General features: G+C 70.2%; 17 protein-coding genes. 9 read left to right on the top strand and 8 right to left on the bottom strand.

Features of this window, described 5'->3' with window-relative positions:
- Positions 1 to 24: 24 nt before the first annotated feature.
- From ABD256_RS25105 to ABD256_RS25140, 8 genes are all read right to left on the bottom strand, one after another.
- Entirely contained in the window at positions 25 to 1,146 is a 1,122-nt protein-coding gene (locus tag ABD256_RS25105; protein WP_344423635.1) for an acyl-CoA dehydrogenase family protein, read from the bottom strand.
- Positions 1,143 to 2,330: an acyl-CoA dehydrogenase family protein gene (locus tag ABD256_RS25110; RefSeq protein ID WP_344423638.1), complete on the bottom strand. Its 1,188-nt coding sequence runs from the start codon at positions 2,328 to 2,330 to the stop codon at positions 1,143 to 1,145. The genes ABD256_RS25105 and ABD256_RS25110 overlap by 4 nt, the downstream gene beginning before the upstream one ends.
- On the bottom strand, positions 2,327 to 3,550 hold the full coding sequence (locus ABD256_RS25115; protein ID WP_344423641.1) for an acyl-CoA dehydrogenase family protein: 1,224 nt from the start codon (positions 3,548 to 3,550) through the stop codon (positions 2,327 to 2,329). The genes ABD256_RS25110 and ABD256_RS25115 overlap by 4 nt, the downstream gene beginning before the upstream one ends.
- Positions 3,550 to 4,584 carry a phosphotransferase family protein gene (locus ABD256_RS25120; protein ID WP_344423644.1) on the bottom strand — a complete coding sequence of 345 codons (1,035 nt, stop codon included), beginning with the start codon at positions 4,582 to 4,584 and terminating at the stop codon, positions 3,550 to 3,552. The genes ABD256_RS25115 and ABD256_RS25120 overlap by 1 nt, the downstream gene beginning before the upstream one ends.
- Positions 4,585 to 4,678: 94 nt before the next feature.
- Positions 4,679 to 5,131 (bottom strand): MaoC family dehydratase, encoded by a 453-nt coding sequence (locus ABD256_RS25125; RefSeq protein ID WP_344423647.1) that lies wholly within the window; start codon positions 5,129 to 5,131, stop codon positions 4,679 to 4,681.
- An 11-nt stretch (positions 5,132 to 5,142) separates the two neighbouring features.
- Positions 5,143 to 5,904 (bottom strand): 3-oxoacyl-ACP reductase FabG, encoded by a 762-nt coding sequence (gene fabG / locus ABD256_RS25130; protein WP_344423650.1) that lies wholly within the window; start codon positions 5,902 to 5,904, stop codon positions 5,143 to 5,145.
- A gap of 193 nt (positions 5,905 to 6,097) precedes the next feature.
- Positions 6,098 to 7,315 carry a cytochrome P450 gene (locus ABD256_RS25135; RefSeq protein WP_344423653.1) on the bottom strand — a complete coding sequence of 406 codons (1,218 nt, stop codon included), beginning with the start codon at positions 7,313 to 7,315 and terminating at the stop codon, positions 6,098 to 6,100.
- A 25-nt stretch (positions 7,316 to 7,340) separates the two neighbouring features.
- Positions 7,341 to 9,071 (bottom strand): non-ribosomal peptide synthetase, encoded by a 1,731-nt coding sequence (locus ABD256_RS25140; protein ID WP_344423656.1) that lies wholly within the window; start codon positions 9,069 to 9,071, stop codon positions 7,341 to 7,343.
- A gap of 244 nt (positions 9,072 to 9,315) precedes the next feature.
- On the opposite strand from ABD256_RS25140, the gene ABD256_RS25145 reads away from it, so the two are divergent.
- From ABD256_RS25145 to ABD256_RS25185, 9 genes are read left to right on the top strand one after another with little or no spacing between them, the layout of a single operon-like run.
- Positions 9,316 to 10,263, top strand: a complete 948-nt coding sequence (locus ABD256_RS25145; RefSeq protein ID WP_344423659.1) for a GHMP family kinase ATP-binding protein — start codon at positions 9,316 to 9,318, stop codon at positions 10,261 to 10,263.
- Positions 10,256 to 11,302 (top strand): pyridoxal-phosphate dependent enzyme, encoded by a 1,047-nt coding sequence (locus ABD256_RS25150; RefSeq protein ID WP_344423663.1) that lies wholly within the window; start codon positions 10,256 to 10,258, stop codon positions 11,300 to 11,302. The genes ABD256_RS25145 and ABD256_RS25150 overlap by 8 nt, the downstream gene beginning before the upstream one ends.
- The gene (locus ABD256_RS25155; protein ID WP_344423666.1) at positions 11,299 to 12,498 is read left to right on the top strand and encodes an ATP-grasp domain-containing protein; all 1,200 of its coding nucleotides are present in this window, start codon (positions 11,299 to 11,301) and stop codon (positions 12,496 to 12,498) included. The genes ABD256_RS25150 and ABD256_RS25155 overlap by 4 nt, the downstream gene beginning before the upstream one ends.
- Positions 12,495 to 13,709: an MFS transporter gene (locus ABD256_RS25160; protein WP_344423669.1), complete on the top strand. Its 1,215-nt coding sequence runs from the start codon at positions 12,495 to 12,497 to the stop codon at positions 13,707 to 13,709. Before ABD256_RS25155 ends, ABD256_RS25160 begins: the two co-directional genes overlap by 4 nt.
- Before the next feature lie 16 nt (positions 13,710 to 13,725).
- Complete coding sequence (locus tag ABD256_RS25165) at positions 13,726 to 14,997, top strand: ATP-grasp domain-containing protein (RefSeq protein WP_344423672.1); 1,272 nt, start codon at positions 13,726 to 13,728, stop codon at positions 14,995 to 14,997.
- A 33-nt stretch (positions 14,998 to 15,030) separates the two neighbouring features.
- Positions 15,031 to 15,483 carry a cobalamin B12-binding domain-containing protein gene (locus tag ABD256_RS25170; protein ID WP_344423674.1) on the top strand — a complete coding sequence of 151 codons (453 nt, stop codon included), beginning with the start codon at positions 15,031 to 15,033 and terminating at the stop codon, positions 15,481 to 15,483.
- Positions 15,480 to 18,584, top strand: a complete 3,105-nt coding sequence (locus ABD256_RS25175) for an FAD/NAD(P)-binding protein (RefSeq protein WP_344423677.1) — start codon at positions 15,480 to 15,482, stop codon at positions 18,582 to 18,584. Before ABD256_RS25170 ends, ABD256_RS25175 begins: the two co-directional genes overlap by 4 nt.
- Entirely contained in the window at positions 18,581 to 20,221 is a 1,641-nt protein-coding gene (locus ABD256_RS25180; RefSeq protein ID WP_344423679.1) for an AMP-binding protein, read from the top strand. The genes ABD256_RS25175 and ABD256_RS25180 overlap by 4 nt, the downstream gene beginning before the upstream one ends.
- Entirely contained in the window at positions 20,214 to 20,576 is a 363-nt protein-coding gene (locus tag ABD256_RS25185) for a cupin domain-containing protein (protein WP_344423682.1), read from the top strand. The genes ABD256_RS25180 and ABD256_RS25185 overlap by 8 nt, the downstream gene beginning before the upstream one ends.
- Positions 20,577 to 20,979 lie beyond the last annotated feature (403 nt).

Raw genomic sequence — 20,979 nt, forward strand, 5'->3', positions numbered from 1 at the left:
ACCGGCCACCGACAGTCCCGCCGCCTACGCGGGCAGGTTCACCAGCCTTCCGAGCCGCGCGCGGTGCTTGCCCGCGGTGCCCAGCGCCAGCTCGTCGCTCTTGGCGCGCTTGAGGTACAGGTGCACCGGGTGCTCCCAGGTCATGCCGATCCCGGCGTGCAGCTGGAGCGCTTCCTCCGCGGCGTGCAGCGCGATCGGGGAGCAGCGCGCCGCCGCGACGGCCACCGCCACCTCGGTGTCCTCGTGGCCGCCCGCGAGGGTGTCCGCCGCGTACCTCGCCGCCGCCCTCGCGCTGACGAGTTCGAGGTACAGCGTGGCGAGCCGGTGCTTGAGCGCCTGGAAGGAGCCGACCGGCCTGCCGAACTGGTAGCGGCCCTTGACGTAGGCGACCGTCTCGGTGAGGCACCAGTCGGTGATCCCGACCTGCTCCGAGGCGAGCACGCCCGCGCCGACGGTCAGCGCGTGCCGGAGCGCGGCCGGCGCGGTGCCCGCGTCCGCGACCCGTGCCGCCGGTGCGGCGTCGAGCACCACGTCCGAGATCCGGCGGGTGAGGTCGAGCGAGACCAGCTCGGTCACGACGGCCGCCGTCGCGTCCACTGTGTACAGTCCGGGCCCGTCGGGGCCGACGGCCGGCACCACGAACACCTCGGCGACCGAGGCGTCGGCGACCGCACCGACGCGGCCGGACAGCGTGCCGTCGGCGTTGACCGCCACCGCGGCGGGGAAGTCCGCACCGGGCGCGGTGGTCAGCGGAACCGCGAGCGTGCCGATCACGGTTCCGCTCGCGAGCCTGCCGAGCACCTCGGCGGCGGCCGGGCCCGCCGCGAGCAACGCCGAGGTGGCGAGCACCGCGCTGCCGAGGAAGGGCACCGGCGCCACGCTGCGTCCCAGCTCCTCGGCCACCAGCGCGGTTTCCCGCGCCGACGCGCCGTGCCCGCCGAGGTCCTCCGGCACCATGAGGCCGGCCGCGCCCAGCTCCGCGGCGAGCGTGTGCCACAGCTTGAGGTCGTACGGCTCGGCCGACTCCGTCCTGGCGATCAGCGCGGACGGCTCGGCGCGATCGGTCAGCAGGTCGCGCACGCTGGCACGAAGATCTTCCTCGACGTCCGAATACAGCAGATCGGGCGAAGCAGCGCGCTCGCTCATTTCGGCAGGTCCTTCCAGGCGACGTCCTTGTCGACCCGCGGCTCGGACGGCAGCCCCAGCACGCGCTCGGCGACGATGTTCCGCAGCACCTCGGAGGTGCCGCCCTCGATCGAATTCCCCTTCGCGCGCAGGTACCGGTAACCGGGACCGCGCGCGGCGAAGTCGATGTGCACGGGCCTGCGCATGGTCCAGTCGTCGTAGCCGAGCCCCCGTTCGGCCTGCAGCTCGACCTCCAGCCCGGACAGCGCCTGGTTCAGCTCGGCGAACGCCAGCTTCATCGCGGAGCCCTCCGGCCCCGGCTGGCCCGCCGCGAGCTGCTGGCGAAGGCGGCCACCCGCCAGCCCCAGCGTCTCGGCCTCTACCCACAGCTTCAGCAGCCGGTCGTGCAGTTCGGGGGTCCGCAGCTCAGGGTGCTCCCGCCAGGCCTCCGCGACCGGGCCGAGCAGCCCGCCCTCGCGGGGCATCGGTGTCCCGCCGATCGCGACGCGCTCGTTCATCAGCGTGGTCTGCGCGACCTTCCAGCCTTCGCCGACCGCGCCGAGCCGCTGCGAGTCCGGGATGCGGACCTCGCTGAGGAAGACCTCGTTGAACTCCGCCTCGCCGGTGATCTGCCGCAGCGGCCTGACCTCCACGCCCGGCGCGGACATGTCGCAGACGAAGTACGTCATGCCCTGGTGCTTCGGCAGGCCGGGATCGGTGCGGGTGACCAGGATCGCGAACCTGGCCAGGTGCGCGCCCGATGTCCAGACCTTCTGCCCGGTGACCACCCAGTCTTCCCCGTCGCGGACCGCCCTGGTGCCGAGCGCGGCGAGGTCGGATCCGGCGCCGGGCTCGCTGAAGAGCTGGCACCACACCTCCTCGCCTGTCCACAGTGGACGGAGATAGCGGCGGTGGTGCTCCGGCGTGCCGAAGCGCAGGATGGTCGGCGCGGCCATGCCGAGCCCGATCACGATCTGGCGTGGCGAGTTGTCCGGTGCGCCTGCCTCGGCGAGTTCGGCGTCCACAACGGACTGAAGCGAGCGCGGCGCGTCGAGCCCGCCGAGCCCGGCGGGGAAGTGCACCCAGGCGAGGCCAGCGTCGAACCGGGCGCGCAGGAAGTCGAGGCGCGCCACGGTCTTCGGGTCGTTTTCGGCGAGCAGCGCGCGGACTCGCGTGCGCAGGTCGTCGGCGGTCGGTGCGGTCACCGTGCGGCCTCCGTCCGGTACTTCTTCAGTTCGCGGTGCGCCAGCGAGCGCTTGTGCACCTCGTCCGGCCCGTCCGCGAGGCGCAGCATGCGCGCGGCCATCCAGAGCTGCGCCAGCGGGAAGTCCTGGCTGACCCCGCCCGCACCGTGCGCCTGGATCGCCTTGTCGAGGATCCACTCGACGGCCGACGGCGTGGAGATCTTGATCGCCTGGATCTCGGTGTGCGCGCCCCTGTTGCCGACGGTGTCCATCAGCCACGCCGTCTTGAGCACCAGCAGGCGCTGCAGCTCGATGCGCACGCGGGCCTCGGCGATCCAGTCCTGGACGACACCCTGCTCCGCGATCGGCTTGCCGAACGTGGAGCGCGACAGCGTGCGGGTGCACATCAGCTCCAGCGCGCGCTCGGCCATCCCGATCAGGCGCATGCAGTGGTGGATGCGCCCGGCGCCGAGCCTCGCCTGCGCGATGGCGAACCCGCTGCCCTCCTCGGCGATCAGGTTCTCGGCGGGCACGCGGACGTTCTCGAACAGCACCTCGGCGTGGCCGCCGTGGTCGCCGTCGGTGAAGCCGAACACCTTCATGCCCCGCTTCACGGTCAGCCCAGGCGTGTCCCGGGGGACCAGGATCATGCTCTGCTGCTGGTGCGCCGCCGCCTGCTCGTCGGTCTTGCCCATCACGATGAAGATCCGGCAGTCGGGGCTCATCGCGCCGGAGATGTACCACTTGCGCCCGTCGATGACGTACTCGTCGCCGTCACGCCGGATGCTGGTGGAGATGTTGCGCGCGTCCGAGGACGCGACTTCGGGCTCGGTCATCGCGAACGCGGACCGGATCTCGCCGTCGAGCAGCGGCCGCAGCCACTGCTCGCGCTGCTGCTCCGAGCCGAACATGGCGAGCACTTCCATGTTCCCGGTGTCCGGCGCGGCGCAGTTCAGCGCGGTCGGCGCGAGACTGGGGCTGCGTCCGGTGATCTCGGCGAGCGGCGCGTACTGCAGGTTCGTCAGCCCGGCACCGTGCTCACCGGGGAGGAAGAAGTTCCAGAGGCCGCGCTTGCGGGCTTCGGCCTTGAGCTCCTCGACGACCGGCACCGACGCCCACGGGTCCTCGCGCTGTTCGAGCTGTTCTTCGAACACCGGCTCGGCGGGGTAGACGTGGGAGTCCATGAACTCGAGGAGGCTTTCGCGCAGCTCTTCGGTCTTGGCGTCGTAGGCGAAGTCCATCAGCGGTCCTCTTTCAAGATCTCGTTGCCGTGCCGGATGAGCGGGATGACCCCGTCGCCTGCGCGTTCGAAGCCTTCGCCGACGGTTTGGCCCTTGGTGAACCGGAAGTAGATGCCCTCGAGGATGACCGCGAGCTTGAAGAACGCGAAGCCGACGTACCAGTTGAGCGCGGACACGTCGCGGCCCGACCGGCTGGCGTACCTGGCGACCACCTCGTCGGGGCTCGGATAGCCGGGCGCCGTCGTCGCGTTCGAGACGAAGTCGAGGTTCAGCGCGCTCCGCTCCGCGTAGGCGACCATGAGCGCGAGGTCGGTGAGCGGATCGCCGAGGGTGGACATCTCCCAGTCCAGCACCGCGGTGATCCGGTCGCCGCCGCCGGCCTCGGCGACGAGCACGTTGTCCAGCCGGTAGTCGCCGTGGACGATCGACGGCCTGCCCGAGCGGGGGAGCGCGCCCGCGAGCCGGTCGTGCAGCTCGTCGGCACCGGGCAGGTCCCGGCTGCGCGAGCCGTCGAGCTGCTTCTTCCATCGCCGGAGCTGGCGTTCGAGGAACCCGTCCGGACGGCCGAAATCGCCGAGTCCAGCCGAATCCGGGTCGACCTCGTGCAGTGCGACGAGGGTGTCCACGAGCGAGTCCGCGATGGCACGCGTGCGCTCCGCCCCGAGCGGGACGAGTTCGCCGGCGGTGCGGTACGGGGTGCCCTCGACGAACTCCATCACGTAGAACGGCGCGCCGAGCACGTCGGGGTCTTCGCACAGGAGAAGGGTTTCCGGCACCGGGACCGCGGTGGGGCCGAGCCCGGTGATCACCCGGTGCTCGCGCTTCATGTCGTGCGCGGTGGGCAGCACGTGCCCGAGCGGCGGGCGCCGCACCACCCATCGCGTCGCGCCGTCGCTCACCACGTAGGTGAGGTTCGATCGGCCGCCCTGGACCACTTCGGCGGTCAGCTCACCGGTGACGAGGCCGGGCAGCCGTTCGCCGAGACACCTGCGCAGGCTGCCGAGCGCGAGGCCGGGCGGGTCGTTGCTGGTCAAGATCGAGCCTCCTCTTCCGTTGCGGTCACGATACCGACTGGTCGGTATGTCGTACAGACCCCACGGCGCGCCGCGCCGCGGGGCCGGCACGACATCAGCCGATCAGGCGAACCACGGTTTCCGCTACGCAGGCCGGTTTCCCCTCGCCCTCGATCTCGATCGTCCACTTCACCACGGCCTGCTTCCCGCCTGCCACGTCGGTGACCTCGACCAGTTCGGCGCCGGCGCGCACCTTCGAACCGACCTTCACCGGCTGGGGGAACCGCACCTTGTTCAGCCCGTAGTTCACCCCCATGGTGAGGTTGTCGACCCGGTAGATCTCGGGGCCGAACATCGGCAGCAGCGACAGCGTCAGGTACCCGTGCGCGATGGTGGTGCCGAACGGTCCCTTCGCCGCGCGCTCGGTGTCGAGGTGGATCCACTGGTGGTCGTCGGTCGCGTCGGCGAACAGCCGCACGCGCTCCTGCGTGATCGTGTGCCAGTCGCTGAAGCCGAGGTGCTCGCCGACCGCGCCGGCGAACTCGTCCAGTCCGGAAAAGACCCGCATCTCCGCCTCCCTCAGTCCTTCGGGCCGCCGGCCACGTACACGACCTGGCCCGAGATGAACCCGGCCCCCTCGCTGACCAGGAACGACGCGAGGTTCGCGATATCGGCCGGCTCGCCGACCCTGCGCACCGGGATCTGCTCGGCGGCGGCCTTCTTGAAGTCCTCGAAGGACATCCCGACCCGCTCGGCGGTCGCCGCGGTCATGTCCGTCGCGATGAATCCCGGCGCGATCGCGTTCGCGGTGACCCCGAACTTGCCGAGTTCGATCGCGAGCGTCTTCGTGAAGCCCTGCATACCCGCCTTGGCCGCGGAGTAGTTGACCTGGCCGCGGTTGCCCAGCGCGGAGGTGCTGGACAGGTTGACGATCCGGCCCCACTTCTGCTCGGTCTGGTACTTCTGCACCGCGCGGGTCATCAGGAACGAGCCGCGCAGGTGCACGCCGAGCACCGAGTCCCAGTCCTGCTCGGTCATCTTGAAGATGAGGTTGTCGCGCGTGATGCCCGCGTTGTTGATCAGCACGGTCGGCGGGCCGAGCTCGTCGGCGACCTTCGACACCGCGGCGTCGACTTCGCCCGCGTCGCTCACGTCGAGCTTGACGCCGATCGCGCGCCCGCCGTCGGCGACGATCGCTTCGGCGCCCTTCCGCACCCCGTCTTCGTCGAGGTCGAGCAGGCCGACCGCGAAACCGTCGGCGGCGAGCCTGCGCGCGACCGCCGCGCCGATCCCCCTTCCGGCTCCGGTGACGATCGCGACGCGCGAATGGGTTCCGGTCACAGCGTTTCTCCCTCGTCGTTGAGATAAGCGAGCCCTGAGTCTCCGAAACCGGGGACTCGTCCCCAATCTTCGCACCTGCGACTGCCTGCTCAAACAGGGGTGGACGGCGTGATCTCCGCGACACACCGGCTCCGCTCGGTGACTGCCTGTCACTGACCGTCGTGCACCGGGCGGCGCTGCGGCCCGTCACTGTTCAGCTCGGTCCAGCGACTCGCTTCCGCGATCGGCTCGGCCGCTGGATGCCGTGCAGCCGGACCGGGAGGGTCCGGAATCCGTTGACGACGATGGAGTCCAGTCTCGCGGCCGTGCCGTCCGGCTGGAGGTGGCGCACCTGGCGGACCAGCTCCCGCAACACGGTGCTGATCTCCAGCCTGGCCAGCTGGACGCCCACGCAGTGGTGCGGTCCGGATCCCAGTGCCAGGTGCCGGTTCGGCTTCCGGGTCACGTCGAAGACGTCCGGCTCGGCGAATTCGGCCGGATCGCGGTTGGCGGCGGGAAGCCACAGCACGACCCGGTCGCCGGCGGCGACCCGTTGCCCGCCCAGCTCGGTGTTCCGGCGGGCGGTGCGCACGAGGTGTGTGGCACTGGAGGTCCATCGCAGGACCTCCTCGACAGCAGTCGGGATCACCTGGTCGAAGCCGTTCCGCAACCTGGCCCACTGGTCCGGGTGGTCCATCAGCGCCCGGATACCACCGGACATGGCGAGCCGGACGTTCTCCGTGCCGCCGACCAAGAGGTTGTCGCAGTTGAGCACCACCTCGTCGAGCGGCAGTGGCTCTCCGTCGACTTCCACCCCGGCGAGCACGCTGACCAGGTCGTTGCCCGGCCGGTCGCGGCGTTTTGCCGCGAGCGTGCCGAAATACTCGAGAATCTCCAGATGGGCGATGCTGCGGGCGACCGCCGTCCCGGCGCAGAAGGCGTCCATGGACCAGCTGGTGAGCGCGTCCCGGTCGGGGGCGGGGACGTCCAGGAAGGTCCACACGACTTGGAGTGGCAGCTCGGCGGCGATCTCCGTGACGAAGTCGACGTGAGACTTCGCGACCGCCGCTGCCACCACGGTCCGTGCGGCGGCGGCCAGCGAATTCGTGAGCGGGCGCAGGTTGCGCGGCGCGAACCACGACGCCACCGCACGGCGCAGGGCCGTATGCCTCGGCGGGTCGGACAGGGCAAGGGTCCGGCCGCTGCCCGGATCAGGCCCCTGCGCGAGCGGCCGGAGCAGGATCCCGGAGGAGGTGGTGAACGCGTCGGCTTCGCGCAGCACCGCCTTGACGTCGGCATATCCGGTCAGCGACCAGAATCCGCCGAACGCGTCGGTGTGTTGCCACACCACCGGTTCTCGCTCGCGCATCCGCCGCCAGAGCTCGAAAGGACTGCCTGCCTCGTAGGTCTTCCCTTCGACAAGAGCCTGCACGTTCGCCCCTTCATCGGACAGCGGCTCAGAGACTCCTGAGCAGGTTCACCTGTTGGTCGATGGTGCCGCACCGGTAGACCTTTCCCACCGGTACCGGCTTTCCCGCGATCTCGGCCAGTACACGGGAAAGTTCGAGCACGGAGATCGAGTTCCCGCCGAGATCGAAGAAGTTGACGCTTTCGTGGCGCTGTACGGGAATACCGAGCACGGTTTCCCACGCTCGGGCTATCCGCACCGGAAGGTCGCTTTCGGACCGGGCGGCGGGCACGGTCCTCTTGGTGCGCACCGAATTCAGCAACGCGCCGCGGTCCACCTTGTCGCGGGCCGTGCGCGGCAGCGCGTCCCGGAACTCGAGCCGATCGGGAACATGGCTGGTCCCGAATGCTGCTTCGATGGTGCTCCGGATGTCCATCTCGTCGAGTCGCGCGTGCGGTTTCCCGACCAGGAAGGCGTGGCAGAGCGCGGCTTCGCTGTCATAGGCCAGCGCTGCCGCCTGGACGCCAGGGTACTGCCCCAGCGCCTGCTCGACGGTGTCCAGATTGATCCGGACGCCCCGTACCTTTGCCTGATTGTCCAGCCTGCCGAGGAATTCGAGTTCGCCGCCGGCCGTCCACCGCCCGATGTCGCCGGTGAGGTAGGTGCGGCCGGCGCCTTCGCGATCGACGAACTTCTGGCGCGTCTCGGCCGCGTCGCCGACGTAACCGAGCGCCACCCCCGGACCGGAGATGGCGATCTGCCCGGCCTCGCCATCGGCGACCTCGCCCAGGTTTTCGTCGACGAGACGGATCGACGTTCCGGGGATCGGCACCCCGATGGTCGACGGGCCGGGCCGGTGGTACTTCCGGTAGGTCGACCACACCGTGCACTCGGTGGGCCCGTACTCGTTGATCAGCGGGACAGCGGGGCAGGTGGCGAAATGGTGCCGCAGCACGGACTGCGGCAGCCTCTCCCCGGCGCAGATCGCCACCCGCAGCGAGCGGGCCCGCTCGGGCCGGGCGTCCACGGCGTGGAGGAACGCGGCGTGGAAGCTCGGCACGGTCAGGGTGTGCGTGACCCGGTGACGTTCGACCAGTGTCGTCAGTGCCGTGGGATCCCGGCGTTCCTCCTCGGTGGCGATGACGAGACAGCCGCCTGCCGCGAGAGTGCCCCAGGTGCCCGCGACGGAGGAGTCGAAGAAGAACGGTGACAGCAGGAGGAAGCAGGGTGTGCCGAACTCCTGGTACACGGTGAGCCGCGCCTGGTTCGAGCTCGCCAAGTTCCGCTGAGTGACCGAAACGCCCTTCGGGAGCCCGGTGCTTCCCGAGGTGTGCAGGACGTAGGCTTCGTCCGCCAGATCGCCGTCAGCGCCGGGTCCATCGAGGCCGCCGGGCTCCGGGACGGTCCGGGGATCCAGGACGAGCCGAACACCCGTCGACGTCAGAACGTGCCGCCGCAGGCGCTCCGGGGAGTTCGGGTCGAGCAGCACGAACGCGCGGCCGGACAGGTGTACCGCGAGGAGGTAGGCCGGTGTCAACACCGTGCGGTGGCCGAGGACGGCGATCCGTCCTGGTGCGGCCTTCCGTAGCCCTCGGCAGATCCGACCGGCCGCGGCAAGGAGTTCACGGTAGGTGAGCCGGTCGGTTCCGCAGACCACTGCCACGCGTTCACCGTGTCTCCGGCCCGCCGCGGCGACGGTGTCGCAAACCCGTTCCCGCGGCGGTCGCAGGTGCGGCCCGTCGCCGTGGCCCACCGCACGCGATCGATGTTCACTCTTCATGAACCGCCCTCGGGTGGATTTTCTCGGCTGTTATTGCATTCGCCAGGTAACGCTAACGGTGCGCGATGAAATCCCGATTAAGGCGATCGCGGCGTAAGTCCTGCGCCGTTTTGGCCGTGGCCGGTTTCATGGGGATTTCATGGCGTTCTCCTAATCTCGCCACTGGCGCGTCAGCCGCCCACGGCAGTGCTCAGCCTTGGGCGCTCAGAACGTGGTCGCCACCGACAGATTGGGGATCGCCCGCGTGTTTCCGCTGAGAGAACAGGCAGCTCCGGACCGGCAGGCGACCACGGCGCTGAGGACCTCCGAGGCAGGCGGCCCGCGCTCCCGGTACTTCTCCGGGATATGTCACGGCACGCTCGGGGAACTGTGGCAGGGTCCGGTTCGTCATCGGGGACGCGACGAGATAGGGATCGTCACGCTCCCGATCCCGCTCTACAGCCGGGCCACCTACGTGACCTCGCCCGTGCCCGCCGTTTCCGAAGCGCCGACCCCGAAACGGGCGGCGGCGATCCGCGAGTTCCAGCGGAAATACCAGGTCACCCTCCCGCCGGGGCGGTGGATGTTCGACTCGCAGTTGCAGACCTCCAAGGGAATGGCCAGTTCCACGGCGGATATCGTGGCAACGGTCCGCTGCCTGTTCAACTTGCACGCGATCGAGTACGACGAAACCGCGTTGCGCGGGATACTCCGCGGCATTGAGCGGTCGGATCCCGTTTTCCTGGACGAGCACGCTCTTTACCTCAGCGGTAAGCAGGAGATCGTCCGGACGTTCCCGGCGGCGCTGGCCTTCACGGTCTGTTACGTCGTCCTCGACGCACAGGTCGACACCGAGGTGTTCACCAGCGCGAAGCTGGGGCGAAGCTACCAGCGCAACCGCCGGGAGTACGAAAGGTCCCTGTCGTCAGTGCTTTCCGCGCTGGAGACCGGGGATCACCGGGCGGTGGCGGCACAGGCCACGCGGAGTGCCGCTCTCGCCCAGGCCTATCTGCATCACCCGATCATCGACGAGCTGATCGAGAACCGGCGAGGTCTCAGTGCGCTCGGTGTCACTCGCGCCCACACCGGAGCGATCGCGGCCCTGCTCTACCCCGCGGAAGTCGAGCGGTCACGCATGGAGCAGGCGTGTGCCTTCTTCCACGAACGAAAACTGTCCTGCGCTTTCACCCGAGGGGGACTTCCACTTGTATGAGCACATCGCCGACGCGCTGACGCTTCCCGCGCTCATAAACTATCGCGAAAACCGCTACGTGCTGCGTTTCGAGTCCATGAAGGTCGCGTCCGCGCTCGCCGCGGTCGAGGAGCTGCTGTCCACGGGAACGGTCGACGCGGGAACCACCCTCGTGGACAGCTCCAGCGGAATCTACGCGTACGCGCTGGCACTGGCCTGCCACAAGCACAATCTGAACTGCCACATCGTCGGATCGACCACCATCGACGCGACCCTCAAGGCGCAACTGCGCATACTCGGTGCCACCCTCGAACAGGTCAAGCCGTCGGCATCGATGAAACTGGACCAGAGCCTTCGGGTCGCCCGCATCCAGGAGTACCTCGCCGAGCACCCCACCGCCCATTGGATGCGGCAGTACCACGACCGGGTCCACTACCTCGGTTATCAGTCCATCGCCAGGACTATCGCCGGCGAGATATCGGCCAGCCGGGTGAACCTGATCGGCGGAGTCGGTTCCGGCGCGTCGACCGGCGGCCTCGCCGAGGTGCTGCGCAAGGAGGTCGACCTGGTGCGCGTGACCGGTATCCAGCCGTTCGGCAGCATATCCTTCGGCAGCGAGGCCGTTTCCGACCCCAGCATCCTGATCGCCGGGATCGGGAGCGCCATCCCGTTCGGCAACATCAGCTACGAGGCCTTCGACCGGATCGACTGGGTGAGCTTCGACTGCGCCCGTTCCGGGGCGATCCGCCTCCTCGAGGACACCGGGATCTTCGCCGGGCTGTCGACCGGGGCGGGGTATGCGGTGGCCCACGACGTCGGCCTGCACGAACCGGACGTGCCGCTGGTACTGGTCGCCGCCGATACCGGGCACCGGTACCTGGACGCGGTCTACGCTCCCGGACTTCCCGCGCCGCTCCCGCTCGAATCCTTGCGGCCCAACCAGATCGCCGAGTTCACCGACCTCGCGCTTCCGTGGTCCACAATGGACTGGAAGCGGCGGCCGTTCACCCCGGCGGCTCCGGGCGCTCCGGCGGCTCCGGGTGACGAGGTGACGGCATGACGATCGCGATGCTGGAAGCGCTCACCTTCGGGATGGGCCTGCTCGCCGACGCGGCGGACGAACTCGGGCACGAGCTCATCCTGCTGACCAGGGATCGCTCGGTGTACCGGTACGAGCTGCCCGGCGAGCCGCGCATCCGGGTCATCGACGTGGACACCTTCGATGTCGACGCGGTGCTGGCCGCGCTGAAGCCCGTGCACGACCTGGCCGGGGTCGTGGTCAACACCGACACCTGGACCGAAACCGGAGCGCAGGTCTGTCACCGGCTCGGCTTACCCGGCCGCACAACGGGATTCGCCGGCAGGATTCGGGACAAGGCGACGGTGCGCGAGACCCTGATCAAGGTGGGCCTGAGCAATTCGCAGTGCTTCCGGCTGACCCGCGAAGAGGTCGCGCTCGGACGCGATCCCCGCGAAATCCGGTACCCGTGCGTGCTCAAGGACGTTCGCGGCACGGGCAGCGCGGGTGCGTTCCTGGTGCGCTCGGCGGAGGACCTCGACCGGCTGCGGACGAGGATCGCCGGAGGCGGACCGGAGAGGTACGTACTGGAGAGCCTGCACCGAGGACCGCTCTACAGCGCGGAGACCATCACTTACGGCGGGCGCACCCACCTGCTGGGCGTCACCAACCGGACCGTCTCCGACGAGCCATGGGTCCGTGAGGAAGGCATCTCCTTCCCCGTCCGGTTCGACTCGCCGTGGGAACGCCGGGTCGGCGAGTGGATCAGCCGGGTGCACGCCGCGGTCGGCGTGGAGGACGGCCTGTGCCACAACGAGTTCATCGCCACCAGCGGAGGGTTCGAGGTGGTCGAGATCAACCCCAGGCTCGCCGGTGCGCAGGTCGGCCGCGCGATCACCGAGGCGTTCGGGCGCAACGTGTACCGCACCGTGCTCGAATTCGGCATCGGCCGGAAGCCCGGCTGGCTGGCTGAACGGCGCGAACTGCGCTGCGGATACGCGCAGTCGCTGCGGTACGCGCCGGCGGTGGGCACGATCGCCGACATCACGATGGACGACCTCTCGACCTTCCCCGGCGACGTCCAGTGGTGGCCGACGAAGTACGCCGGAGACCGCATCGACACCACGGAGAACCAGTCCGCGTCCGTCGGCGTGCTCACCGCGCGCGGTGAGACCGCTGACGAGGCACTGGACCGGGTACTGGCGGCGGGCCGGACGGTCCGGACGTGGATGGTATGACAGCGCGGCAGGAGAGGATCGGCACGCCGGCTCCCGGGCAGTGGTTCTCCGCGGCGGCAGGGGTTCTCCTGCTCGGGTCGTTCGTGTCGAGCCTGTCCGCGTTCCTGGTGGCTCCCTATCTCGCCACCCAGCTCTCCGCCGAGGCCGGCCTGTCTCCCGCGACGGTCGGCGTGCTGCTCGGGACGTCCTACTGGTTCCTGCGCGGGTCCAGCCTGTTCGCCGGCCCCGTCGTCGCGCGTTTCGGCTACCGCAAGGTCATGCTCTACGGCGGGGCACTGCGCATTCCCGGTTATGCGCTGCTCGTCTCGCACTCGCTGGTCGCCGTCACCATCGGGCTGGTGCTCGTCGGCATCGGCGGCGGGCTGTACTTCCCGACGTCCAAGGCGTTGCTGCTGCGGATCGTGCCGGAGCAGCACCAGCTCCGGGCGCTGTCGGTGCGCAACATGACGGCCAACACCGGGGTCGCGGTGGGGCCGTTGCTCGGCTGGCTCACCATCCAGTCCGCCGGTCCGGCCACGTTGTTCCTGGCCACCAGCGGCGCGTTCGCCCTGCTTGCGGTACTCGTGTGCGCGCTGCCCGACCCGGTACGCCCCTCGGCGCCCGCGGCCACGGTGCGGCGGTCGCTGCTGAGCACCGCACTGCTCGGCGTGGTGGTGCTGTCGTTCTTCCTCGGCGGGCTGCTGATCCAGCTGGAGTCGATCGTGCCGATCCGGATCTCCGGCGCCGGGCTGGCCGGTCTGGTCGGCATCGTCTTCGCCACCAACGCCGTCACGGTGGTGGCCGCACAGCAACCGGTGGTCCGGTTCCTGCAACGGTTCGGCACCACCGCTTCGGTGCTCGCCGGTTTCGGCCTCTTCGGCTCCGGGCTCGCGTTGTTCGCCGTCGGGGAATTCCGCGTCCCGGTGTGGATCGGCGGGACGGTCCTGTTCAGCGTCGGCGAGGTCCTCCTCGGCCTGGTCGTGGACGATCAGGTCCGCCGGTTCCCCGAGGGCGTGACCACCTCGGTCTACGGCATGGCCGGTGTGCTGGACGCCTTCGGCGGGCTGGGCCTCGGCTACCTCGGTGGCGCACTGATCGGAGCCGCACGCGCTCCCGCCGACGAATCGCTGGTGTTCCTGGCCATGGGCATCGCGGTGATCCTCATCGGCGCGGTGCTCGCGCCGCTGCTCGGGCGGGCCCGCCCGAGCGCGATGCCGACAACTTCCCGCTGAGAAAGGACAACACGCCATGACCGAGCACGACGTGATCATCCTCATCGGACCGTCCTCGCCGACGCTCACCCATGCCGAGCGCCTCGGCCTGGACTGCCTGGTGATCGACGCGCCGCCGAACCTGGCGCTGCTGCCGCAGTCCACCACGGCGACCCCGCTCGACCTGGACACCCTGCTCACCGATCCGATGGCGAAGCCGGCCACCCCGCCCCAGTCCACCGGAACGACCTTGCTCGGCATCGACTACTGGCGGTGGCCCGCCGCCACCTTCGTCGATCTGGTCAAGGCGCTGTACCCGGATCGGCACTGCCTCGGCGCGTTGTCGCTGACCGATCGCGGGCAACTGCTCAGCGCGGAGGTCAACCACCTCCTCGGTGCGCCCGACAACCCGCTGGACGCGGTCCAGGCGGTGGTGGGCAAGGACTTCATGCGAGCCGCGCTGGCCGGGGAACCCGGGTTGGCGATCGGTTACCAGCTCGCGCGGGACGAGCCCGAGGCCGCCGAGGCGATCGACCGGCTCGGGCTGCCGGTGATCGCGAAGCCGACCGTCGGCGCGGGCAGCCTCGGTGTGCTGAAGGTCAGCCGCCGCGAGGAACTGTCCGCGTTGCGCTATCCGGTGCTGTTCGAGGAACTGCTCGTCGGCACCCAGTACTCGGTGGAGGCCTTCTCGGTGGACGGCGAGCACCACGTGCTGAGCATCACCAAGACGATGCTCGGAGAATCGGGTACCGGCAAGGAGTTCATCGTCTACGGCCATGTGCTGCCCGCACCGCTGCCGACGGAGACCGAACAGGCTGTCGCCGACAGCCTGAAGTCCACCTTGGACACTTTGGGCATCGTCACCGGGTTGACGCACACCGAGGTGATGGTGACCGCGGACGGCGTCAGGCCGATCGAGAGCCACACCCGCAACGGTGGCCAGCACATCGTGGACATGATCCGGATGACCACTGGGTTCGACCCGATCCAGGCCGCGGTGCGGCAGCGGGCCGGCCTCGACGTGACCCGGCTGCTGGCCGCGCGCACGCGGCGCGGGACGGCCGTCATGCGCCACCTCGAGGCCGAACCGGGCACGGTCGTCTCGCTGCGGGGCGAAGACCTCGCCCGGTACCAGCGGCACATCGTCGACGTGCGCATCGGGACCGCGGTCGGCGAGGTCGTCTGCCGGACCCGTTACTCCAGTGACCAGGTCGGTTACGTCCTCGCGTACGCGCCAACCGCCGAGGAAGCCATTGCCGCGGCGAGGAACGCCGCCCAGCTCGTCGAGATTGTCGTCCGCGCGGACTGACCAGAACTCGCCCGCGCTCGTCGAGGAGAACCCATGACACAATCCCCGGTGCAGCGGCCGAGTGTGCTGCTGTCCTCCGTCTCGTCGGATTCGCACACCTGGAACCTGGTGTACCTGGCGCTGTTGCTGGAGGAGAACGGTTACGCGGTCACCAATCTGGGCTCCTGCGTGCCCGACGACCTGCTGATCGCCAGCGCGCGCGAGCTGGCGCCCGCCGCGATCGTGATCAGCTCCGTCAACGGGCACGGCCGCATCGACGGGGCCAGGGTGATCCGGAAGATCCGCGCCGCCCCGGACATCGCGTCCCTGCCCGTGGTGATCGGGGGCAAGCTCGGCATCGGCGCGGCGGGGGAGGAGCAGACGCAGGACCTCCTGGACGCGGGCTTCACGCTGGTGTTCGGCGACGCCGACGCGCACGAGCTGAGCACGGCACTGGCCGGCCTGGTCGGCGTGCCCGCTCAACGGGACCCGGGGGTCGCGGCGTGAACCCCGCCGATATCCACGGCTACGTCATGGCGGCCGCGGCGAGCGGCGAACTGGTCGTGCAACCCAGGATGGGCATGGGCGAGCCGGGCCAGATGGCCGAGGGCCTGCGGGCGGTGGCCGCGGCGGATGCGCGCACGGTGGGAACCATCACGCTCGACAGCTACACCCGCGTCGGCGACCACGAGGGCGCCCGGCGGGCACTGCTGGACGGCGAGCGGCTCAACGGGTTTCCGCTCGTCGCCCATGGCGCCGAGCTGACCCGGCAGGTGGTCGCGGCGGTGCGGGGACGGGTGCCGGTGCAGGTCCGGCACGGCTGCGCCGATCCGGAGCGGATCTTCGAGGCGATGGTCGAGGCCGGCTTGTCGATCAGCGAAGGCGGGCCGGTGTCCTACTGCCTGCCCTACAGCCGCACCCCGCTGGCCGAAGCCGTTCGCGCGTGGTCGCGGGCCAGCGACCGCCTGGTGGCCGACGCCGGTGCGCGAGGCATGCGCCCCCATCTGGAGACCTTCGGCGGCTGCCTGTTCGGTCAGCTCTGCCCGCCCTCGCTGCTGATCGCGGCCAGCGTCCTCGAAGCGATGTTCTTCGTCCAGCACGGGGTGCGCAGCGTGTCGCTGAGCTACGCGCAGCAGACCAACGCCACCCAGGACATCGAGGCGGTGGCCGCGCTGCGGCACCTGGCGGGCGAACTGCTCGCGGTGGACGTGGACCGGCACCTCGTGCTCTACACGTACATGGGTGTCTTCCCGCGCACCGAGGCGGGTGCGTCGCGCATCCTGGACCGCAGCGCCGAGATCGCGGTCCGGGGAGGGGCCGAGCGCCTGATCGTCAAGACCGCCGCGGAGGCGCACCGGATCCCCACCGTGGCCGAGAACGTGTCGGCACTGGTGCGCTCCGCACGGGTGGCCGAGCGCGACAGCGATCTCCCGCGGGCTGATCAGGTCGACTACGGCACCGTGCTCGGCGAGGCGCGGGCGCTGATCGAAGCGGTGCTGGAGCGTGGGGACGACATCGGAGAAGGCCTGGTGCGGTCCTTCGCCGACGGCACCCTGGACGTGCCCTATTGCATCCACGAGGACAACCACGGCCAAGCACAGGGTGGCATCGGAGAGGACGGGCGCCTGTACTGGGCGCGGACCGGGAAAATGCCGCTGCCGGCGGCTTCGCGGGCGTCCGGCCGGATTTCCTCCGGTCAGTTGCTCAGGATGTTGCGGTTCACCGCCGAGAGCTATGACGTCGGGCCCGGGTACACGGTGGCGGTGGTCGGGTCCGGCCCTCGCGGCTTGGCGGTGCTCGAGCGATTGGCCGTCCGGCTGGCCGAGCGGCCGCCGGGCGGCCCGGTCCTGTTGTGCCTGCTCGATTCGGCGGCTGTGGGCACCGGGCGGGTGTGGCGCACCGACCAGCCGGTCTGGTCGCTGATGAACACCGTGGCGGGCGAGGTCACGATGTTCTCCGGCCCGGCCGACGAAGGGATGCCTCGTGCCGGAGCCGGCCCGACGCTCGCGCAGTGGTGGCAGCGGACCGACCCGGAGTACCCGGGGCCCGACAGCTTCGCGCCGCGACCGACCTACGGCCGGTACCTGGAGTTCGCGCTCGACGCCATCGAGGCGTCCCTGCCGGAACGGGTCCGCTTGCGGCGGATTCGATCGGAGGTGCGGGGAATGGTCAAGTCGGCGGATGCCTACACCCTGACGCTGGCGCACGGGGAGCAGGTGAGGGCGGACCGCGTCGTGCTGGCCACCGGCCACGTGCCACCGGAGCTGGCCGGTCCTCGACGGCGGCTGGCGGATTTCGCCGCGACCAGGCCAAACCTGGCCTATCTGCACGGGAATTCCAGTACCGACATGCCACTGGACGCGATCGCCCCCGGAGCCGACGTCGGCGTCATCGGGCTCGGTCTGTCCTTCTACGACGTGATGGTGTCGCTGAGCATCGGCAGAGGTGGCCGGTTCGCCGGCGACGGGCACGGACTGCGCTACCTGCCCAGCGGCCGGGAGCCCCGGCTGATCGCGGGCTCCCGCGGTGGGGTGCCGATGCCCGCGCGTGGCCGCAACCAGAAAGGGGCGGAGCACTCCTACTCGCCGCGCGTGTTCACCATGGAGCTGGTCTCGTCGTTGCGCAGCAAGGGAAAACTGGACTTCCGCTCGCAACTGCTGCCTTGGCTGCTGGCCGAAGCGGAGCTCGTGTACTACCGGACCGCGCTCACCGCGAGGTTCGGCGCTGACGTGGCCGCGCGTTTCGGCAGGCACGCGGTCGAAGCGATCGAGCAGGCGGGCCGGCCGCACCCCGTGCTGCACCAGGTGGCCGGCCGGTTCGGCTTGGGCTGCCTGCCGCGGCTGGACCTGGAGTCGATGGCACGTCCCTTCGCGGGCCGGGAGTTCGCGGGCCGGGCGGAGTTCGACGGCGCCGTGACCGAAGCGCTGCGGGAGGACCTGCGGCAGGCCGAGCTAGGCAACGTCGACGGCCCGCTCAAGGCGGCGTTGGACGTGTTCCGGGACGTTCGCGGTGTCCTGCGCGCGGCGGTCGACTTCGGCGGCCTGACCGCGCGGTCCCACGAGGAGGACTTCCTCGGCTGGTTCTGCCCGATCATGTCCCTGCTGACCGTCGGCCCGCCCCGGCTGCGATCCCGCCAGGCGCTGGCCCTGATGGAGGCGGGGCTGCTGCGCGTGATCGGCCCCGACGCGCGCTTCGACGTCGATCCGGCGCAGGGCCGGTTCGCGGTGAGCTCGCCACGGGTGCGGGGAGCGAAGGTCGCGGTGGACGTGCTCGTCGATGCTCGAGTGCCCGGCCCCGATCTGCGCCGGGACCGGTCTCCGTTGATCAGCGGCCTGCGCGAGGCGGGGCTGCTGACCAGTTTCGTCAACGAGGGGCGATTCGAAACCGGTGGTGTGGCGGTGTCCGAGAGCCCGTTCCACCCCATCGGCCGTGACGGCCAGGCGGACACCGGTATGCACGTGCTCGGCATTCCCACGGAGTACACCCGCTGGTTCACGCAGGTCGGCAGCGGGCGCCCCGGGCGGTGGAGCGAGTTCACCCGTGACGCCGACGCGATCGCCGCGCACCTCGTGCCCGCCGTGCGCCCGGCCGGGGCCGACACGAGGTGAGCGGCTACTGGCGGTTCCGCAAAACCGGGGCGCACCAAGAGTTCCGCGCGGCACGGGACCTGTTGCTGGCGCATCGGCTCGACCACGCCGCGGCCACCGCCGAGTTCCGGTGGCCGCGGCCTGCCGAGTTCAACTGGGCCCTGGAATGGTTCGACGTCATCGCCGAGCGCAATCACCGGCCGGCACTGGCCCTGCTGGACGGGCTGGGCGGCGTTCGGGAGACCAGCTTCGCGGACCTGTCGGCGCGGTCGGACGCGGTCGCGGTGTGGCTGCGCGGGCTCGGTGTACGTCGGGGTGATCGCGTCCTGATCGTGCTCGGTCAGCAGGTCGAGCTGTGGGAGTGCCTGTTGGCCTGCATGAAGCTCGGCGCGGTGGTCATCCCCACCTACACGAGCCTCACTCCCGCCGAGGCCCTCGACCGGGTCCGGCGCGGGCGGGTTCGTCACGTGGTGTGCTGGGCCTCGCTGACCCACTTGTTCGATCAGGATGGCCCGGGCGGGCGGATCGCGGTCGGCGGTGCGGTGGCTGGCTGGACCGACTACCGGGGCAGCCTCGGCTCGCATGAGCGGTTCGTCCCGGATGGCCCCACCCCCAGCGGCGATCTCGCGTTCGCCTACTTCACCTCGGGCACCACCTCCGCGCCGAAGCTGGTGGCGCACAACCACGTCAGCTACCCGGTCGGGCACCTCACCGGGATGTACTGGAGCGGGTTGCTGCCGGGGGACCGCCACCTCAACGTGTCCGCGCCCGGCTGGGCCAAGCACTCCTGGAGCAGCTTCTTCGTGCCGTGGAACGCTGAGGCCACCGTGCTCGCGGTGGCGGGAAGCGACATCCCGGTCGCCGAGCTCCCGCGGCTGCTGGCCGAGCACGGGGCGAACTCGTTCTGCGCCCCGCCGAGCACTTGGCGGGCGATGCGAGGGCATCTCGGCTCGGCCGCGCCCCGGCTGCGCGAGGCCACCAGCGCGGGCGAGCCCCTGGACGCGACGTTGGCCGAGCGGGTCGAACGCGCCTGGGGCGTCGCGGTGCGGGACGGGTACGGCCAGACCGAGACCACCTGCCTGGCGGGTACCTGTCCGGGAATGCGGCAGCGTCCCGGCTGGCTCGGGCTGCCGATGCCCGGGTATCTGCTCACCCTCCGAGATCCGGACACCGCCACGCCGGGCGAGAGCGGCGAGGTCTGCGTGGAGCTGGCCGGAGCGCCGGTCGGTTTGGCCGTGGGGTACCTCGGCCGGGAAGAACGTCCGTTCGACGGCACGTACTACCGCACCGGCGACCTTGGAGAACGCGACGAGCACGGCTATCTCCGGATCGCGGGCCGGCTCGACGACGTGTTCAAGTCCGCTGGGCACCGCGTGTCCCCGTACGAGCTGGAGGCGGCACTGCGCCGCCATCCGGCCGTGGCGGAGGCCGTGGTCCTTCCCCGGCCCGATCCGGTGGCCGGCCTGGTGCCGCACGCCGTGGTCGTTGCCGCCGAGGGCGTCGTGCCTGGCGAGGAGCTCGCCAGCGCACTGCTGCTCCACCTGAGCGAGCGGATCCGCTCGGTGCGGTTCGTCCGCTGCCTGCCACGCACGGCCTCGGGCAAAGTGCGCCGCGCTGAATTGGTGAACGACCACGAACAGGAGACCGGAAATGCGTGATGTGCTGGTACTACGCGAGATTCTCACCCAGGTCGGCCTCGATCAGGTGGAATGGGAGACCTGGAGCCAGCCCGGCCGGGCCGGTGCGGAGATCCATCCCCTGTATTCGTGCGATCCGGCGACCGCGTTCCTGGTCCGTTTCGGTCCGGACTCGCACGGAGACCGGCACGAGCACCTCGGCCATGAGCTGATGCTCGTGCTGCAGGGGGAACTGCGCAACGACAACGGAGACCGCTACACCGTTGGCGATCTGATCGTCGAGGCCCCGAACAGCACCCACCGGGTGTCCTCCGAGACCGGATGCGTGTTGCTGGTCGTCCGGGAAGGGCCGACGGTCCCGGTGACCGGGTCCTGATCGCCGACCCGGGCCTCTCGCGCGGTGTGCGGCAAAAGTGGTCTCGAAACGGAGTATGTGTCTGCCCGGTGTCACCGGTGCCGGAGAGTCCGCCGCCGAGGTCGCAGTGCGAGTAGCGCGCCCACCCGGTCGATCAGCCGGGCCTCGTCGAGCGTGCCGTCGACCTCGGCGGCGGTTCGCCGATGCGGAAAATGGCGTGCTTGATCGAATTGCCCCGGCAATTCCGGCCGCCCTCTTTCCGGGCTCGCCGTGGTTACCGCGCGGACGTTTCCTGTCGCGGCCAGGTGCCGGCACCGTCGGTCGTGTTTCGCTTCCGGGTAAGTGGGTCCTCTTGCCGGGCAACGGTTCCAGAGTCGCCACGGGCCGGAAGGCAGCCCAGCAGCAGTGCCGCGGCGACCGCGCC

Origin of the sequence: Amycolatopsis minnesotensis, assembly GCF_039529815.1 — a bacterium.
Taxonomy (GTDB): domain Bacteria; phylum Actinomycetota; class Actinomycetes; order Mycobacteriales; family Pseudonocardiaceae; genus Amycolatopsis; species Amycolatopsis minnesotensis.

Excerpts from the sequence above, each read along its gene's own strand:
- ABD256_RS25105 (WP_344423635.1), bottom strand. The coding sequence starts at position 1,146 with ATGAGCGAGCGCGCTGCTTCGCCCGATCTGCTGTATTCGGACGTCGAG.
- ABD256_RS25115 (WP_344423641.1), bottom strand. The coding sequence starts at position 3,550 with ATGGACTTCGCCTACGACGCCAAGACCGAAGAGCTGCGCGAAAGCCTC.
- ABD256_RS25125 (WP_344423647.1), bottom strand. The coding sequence starts at position 5,131 with ATGCGGGTCTTTTCCGGACTGGACGAGTTCGCCGGCGCGGTCGGCGAG.
- ABD256_RS25140 (WP_344423656.1), bottom strand. The coding sequence starts at position 9,071 with ATGAAGAGTGAACATCGATCGCGTGCGGTGGGCCACGGCGACGGGCCG.
- ABD256_RS25155 (WP_344423666.1), top strand. The coding sequence starts at position 11,299 with ATGACGATCGCGATGCTGGAAGCGCTCACCTTCGGGATGGGCCTGCTC.
- ABD256_RS25160 (WP_344423669.1), top strand. The coding sequence starts at position 12,495 with ATGACAGCGCGGCAGGAGAGGATCGGCACGCCGGCTCCCGGGCAGTGG.
- ABD256_RS25165 (WP_344423672.1), top strand. The coding sequence starts at position 13,726 with ATGACCGAGCACGACGTGATCATCCTCATCGGACCGTCCTCGCCGACG.
- ABD256_RS25170 (WP_344423674.1), top strand. The coding sequence starts at position 15,031 with ATGACACAATCCCCGGTGCAGCGGCCGAGTGTGCTGCTGTCCTCCGTC.
- ABD256_RS25185 (WP_344423682.1), top strand. The coding sequence starts at position 20,214 with ATGCGTGATGTGCTGGTACTACGCGAGATTCTCACCCAGGTCGGCCTC.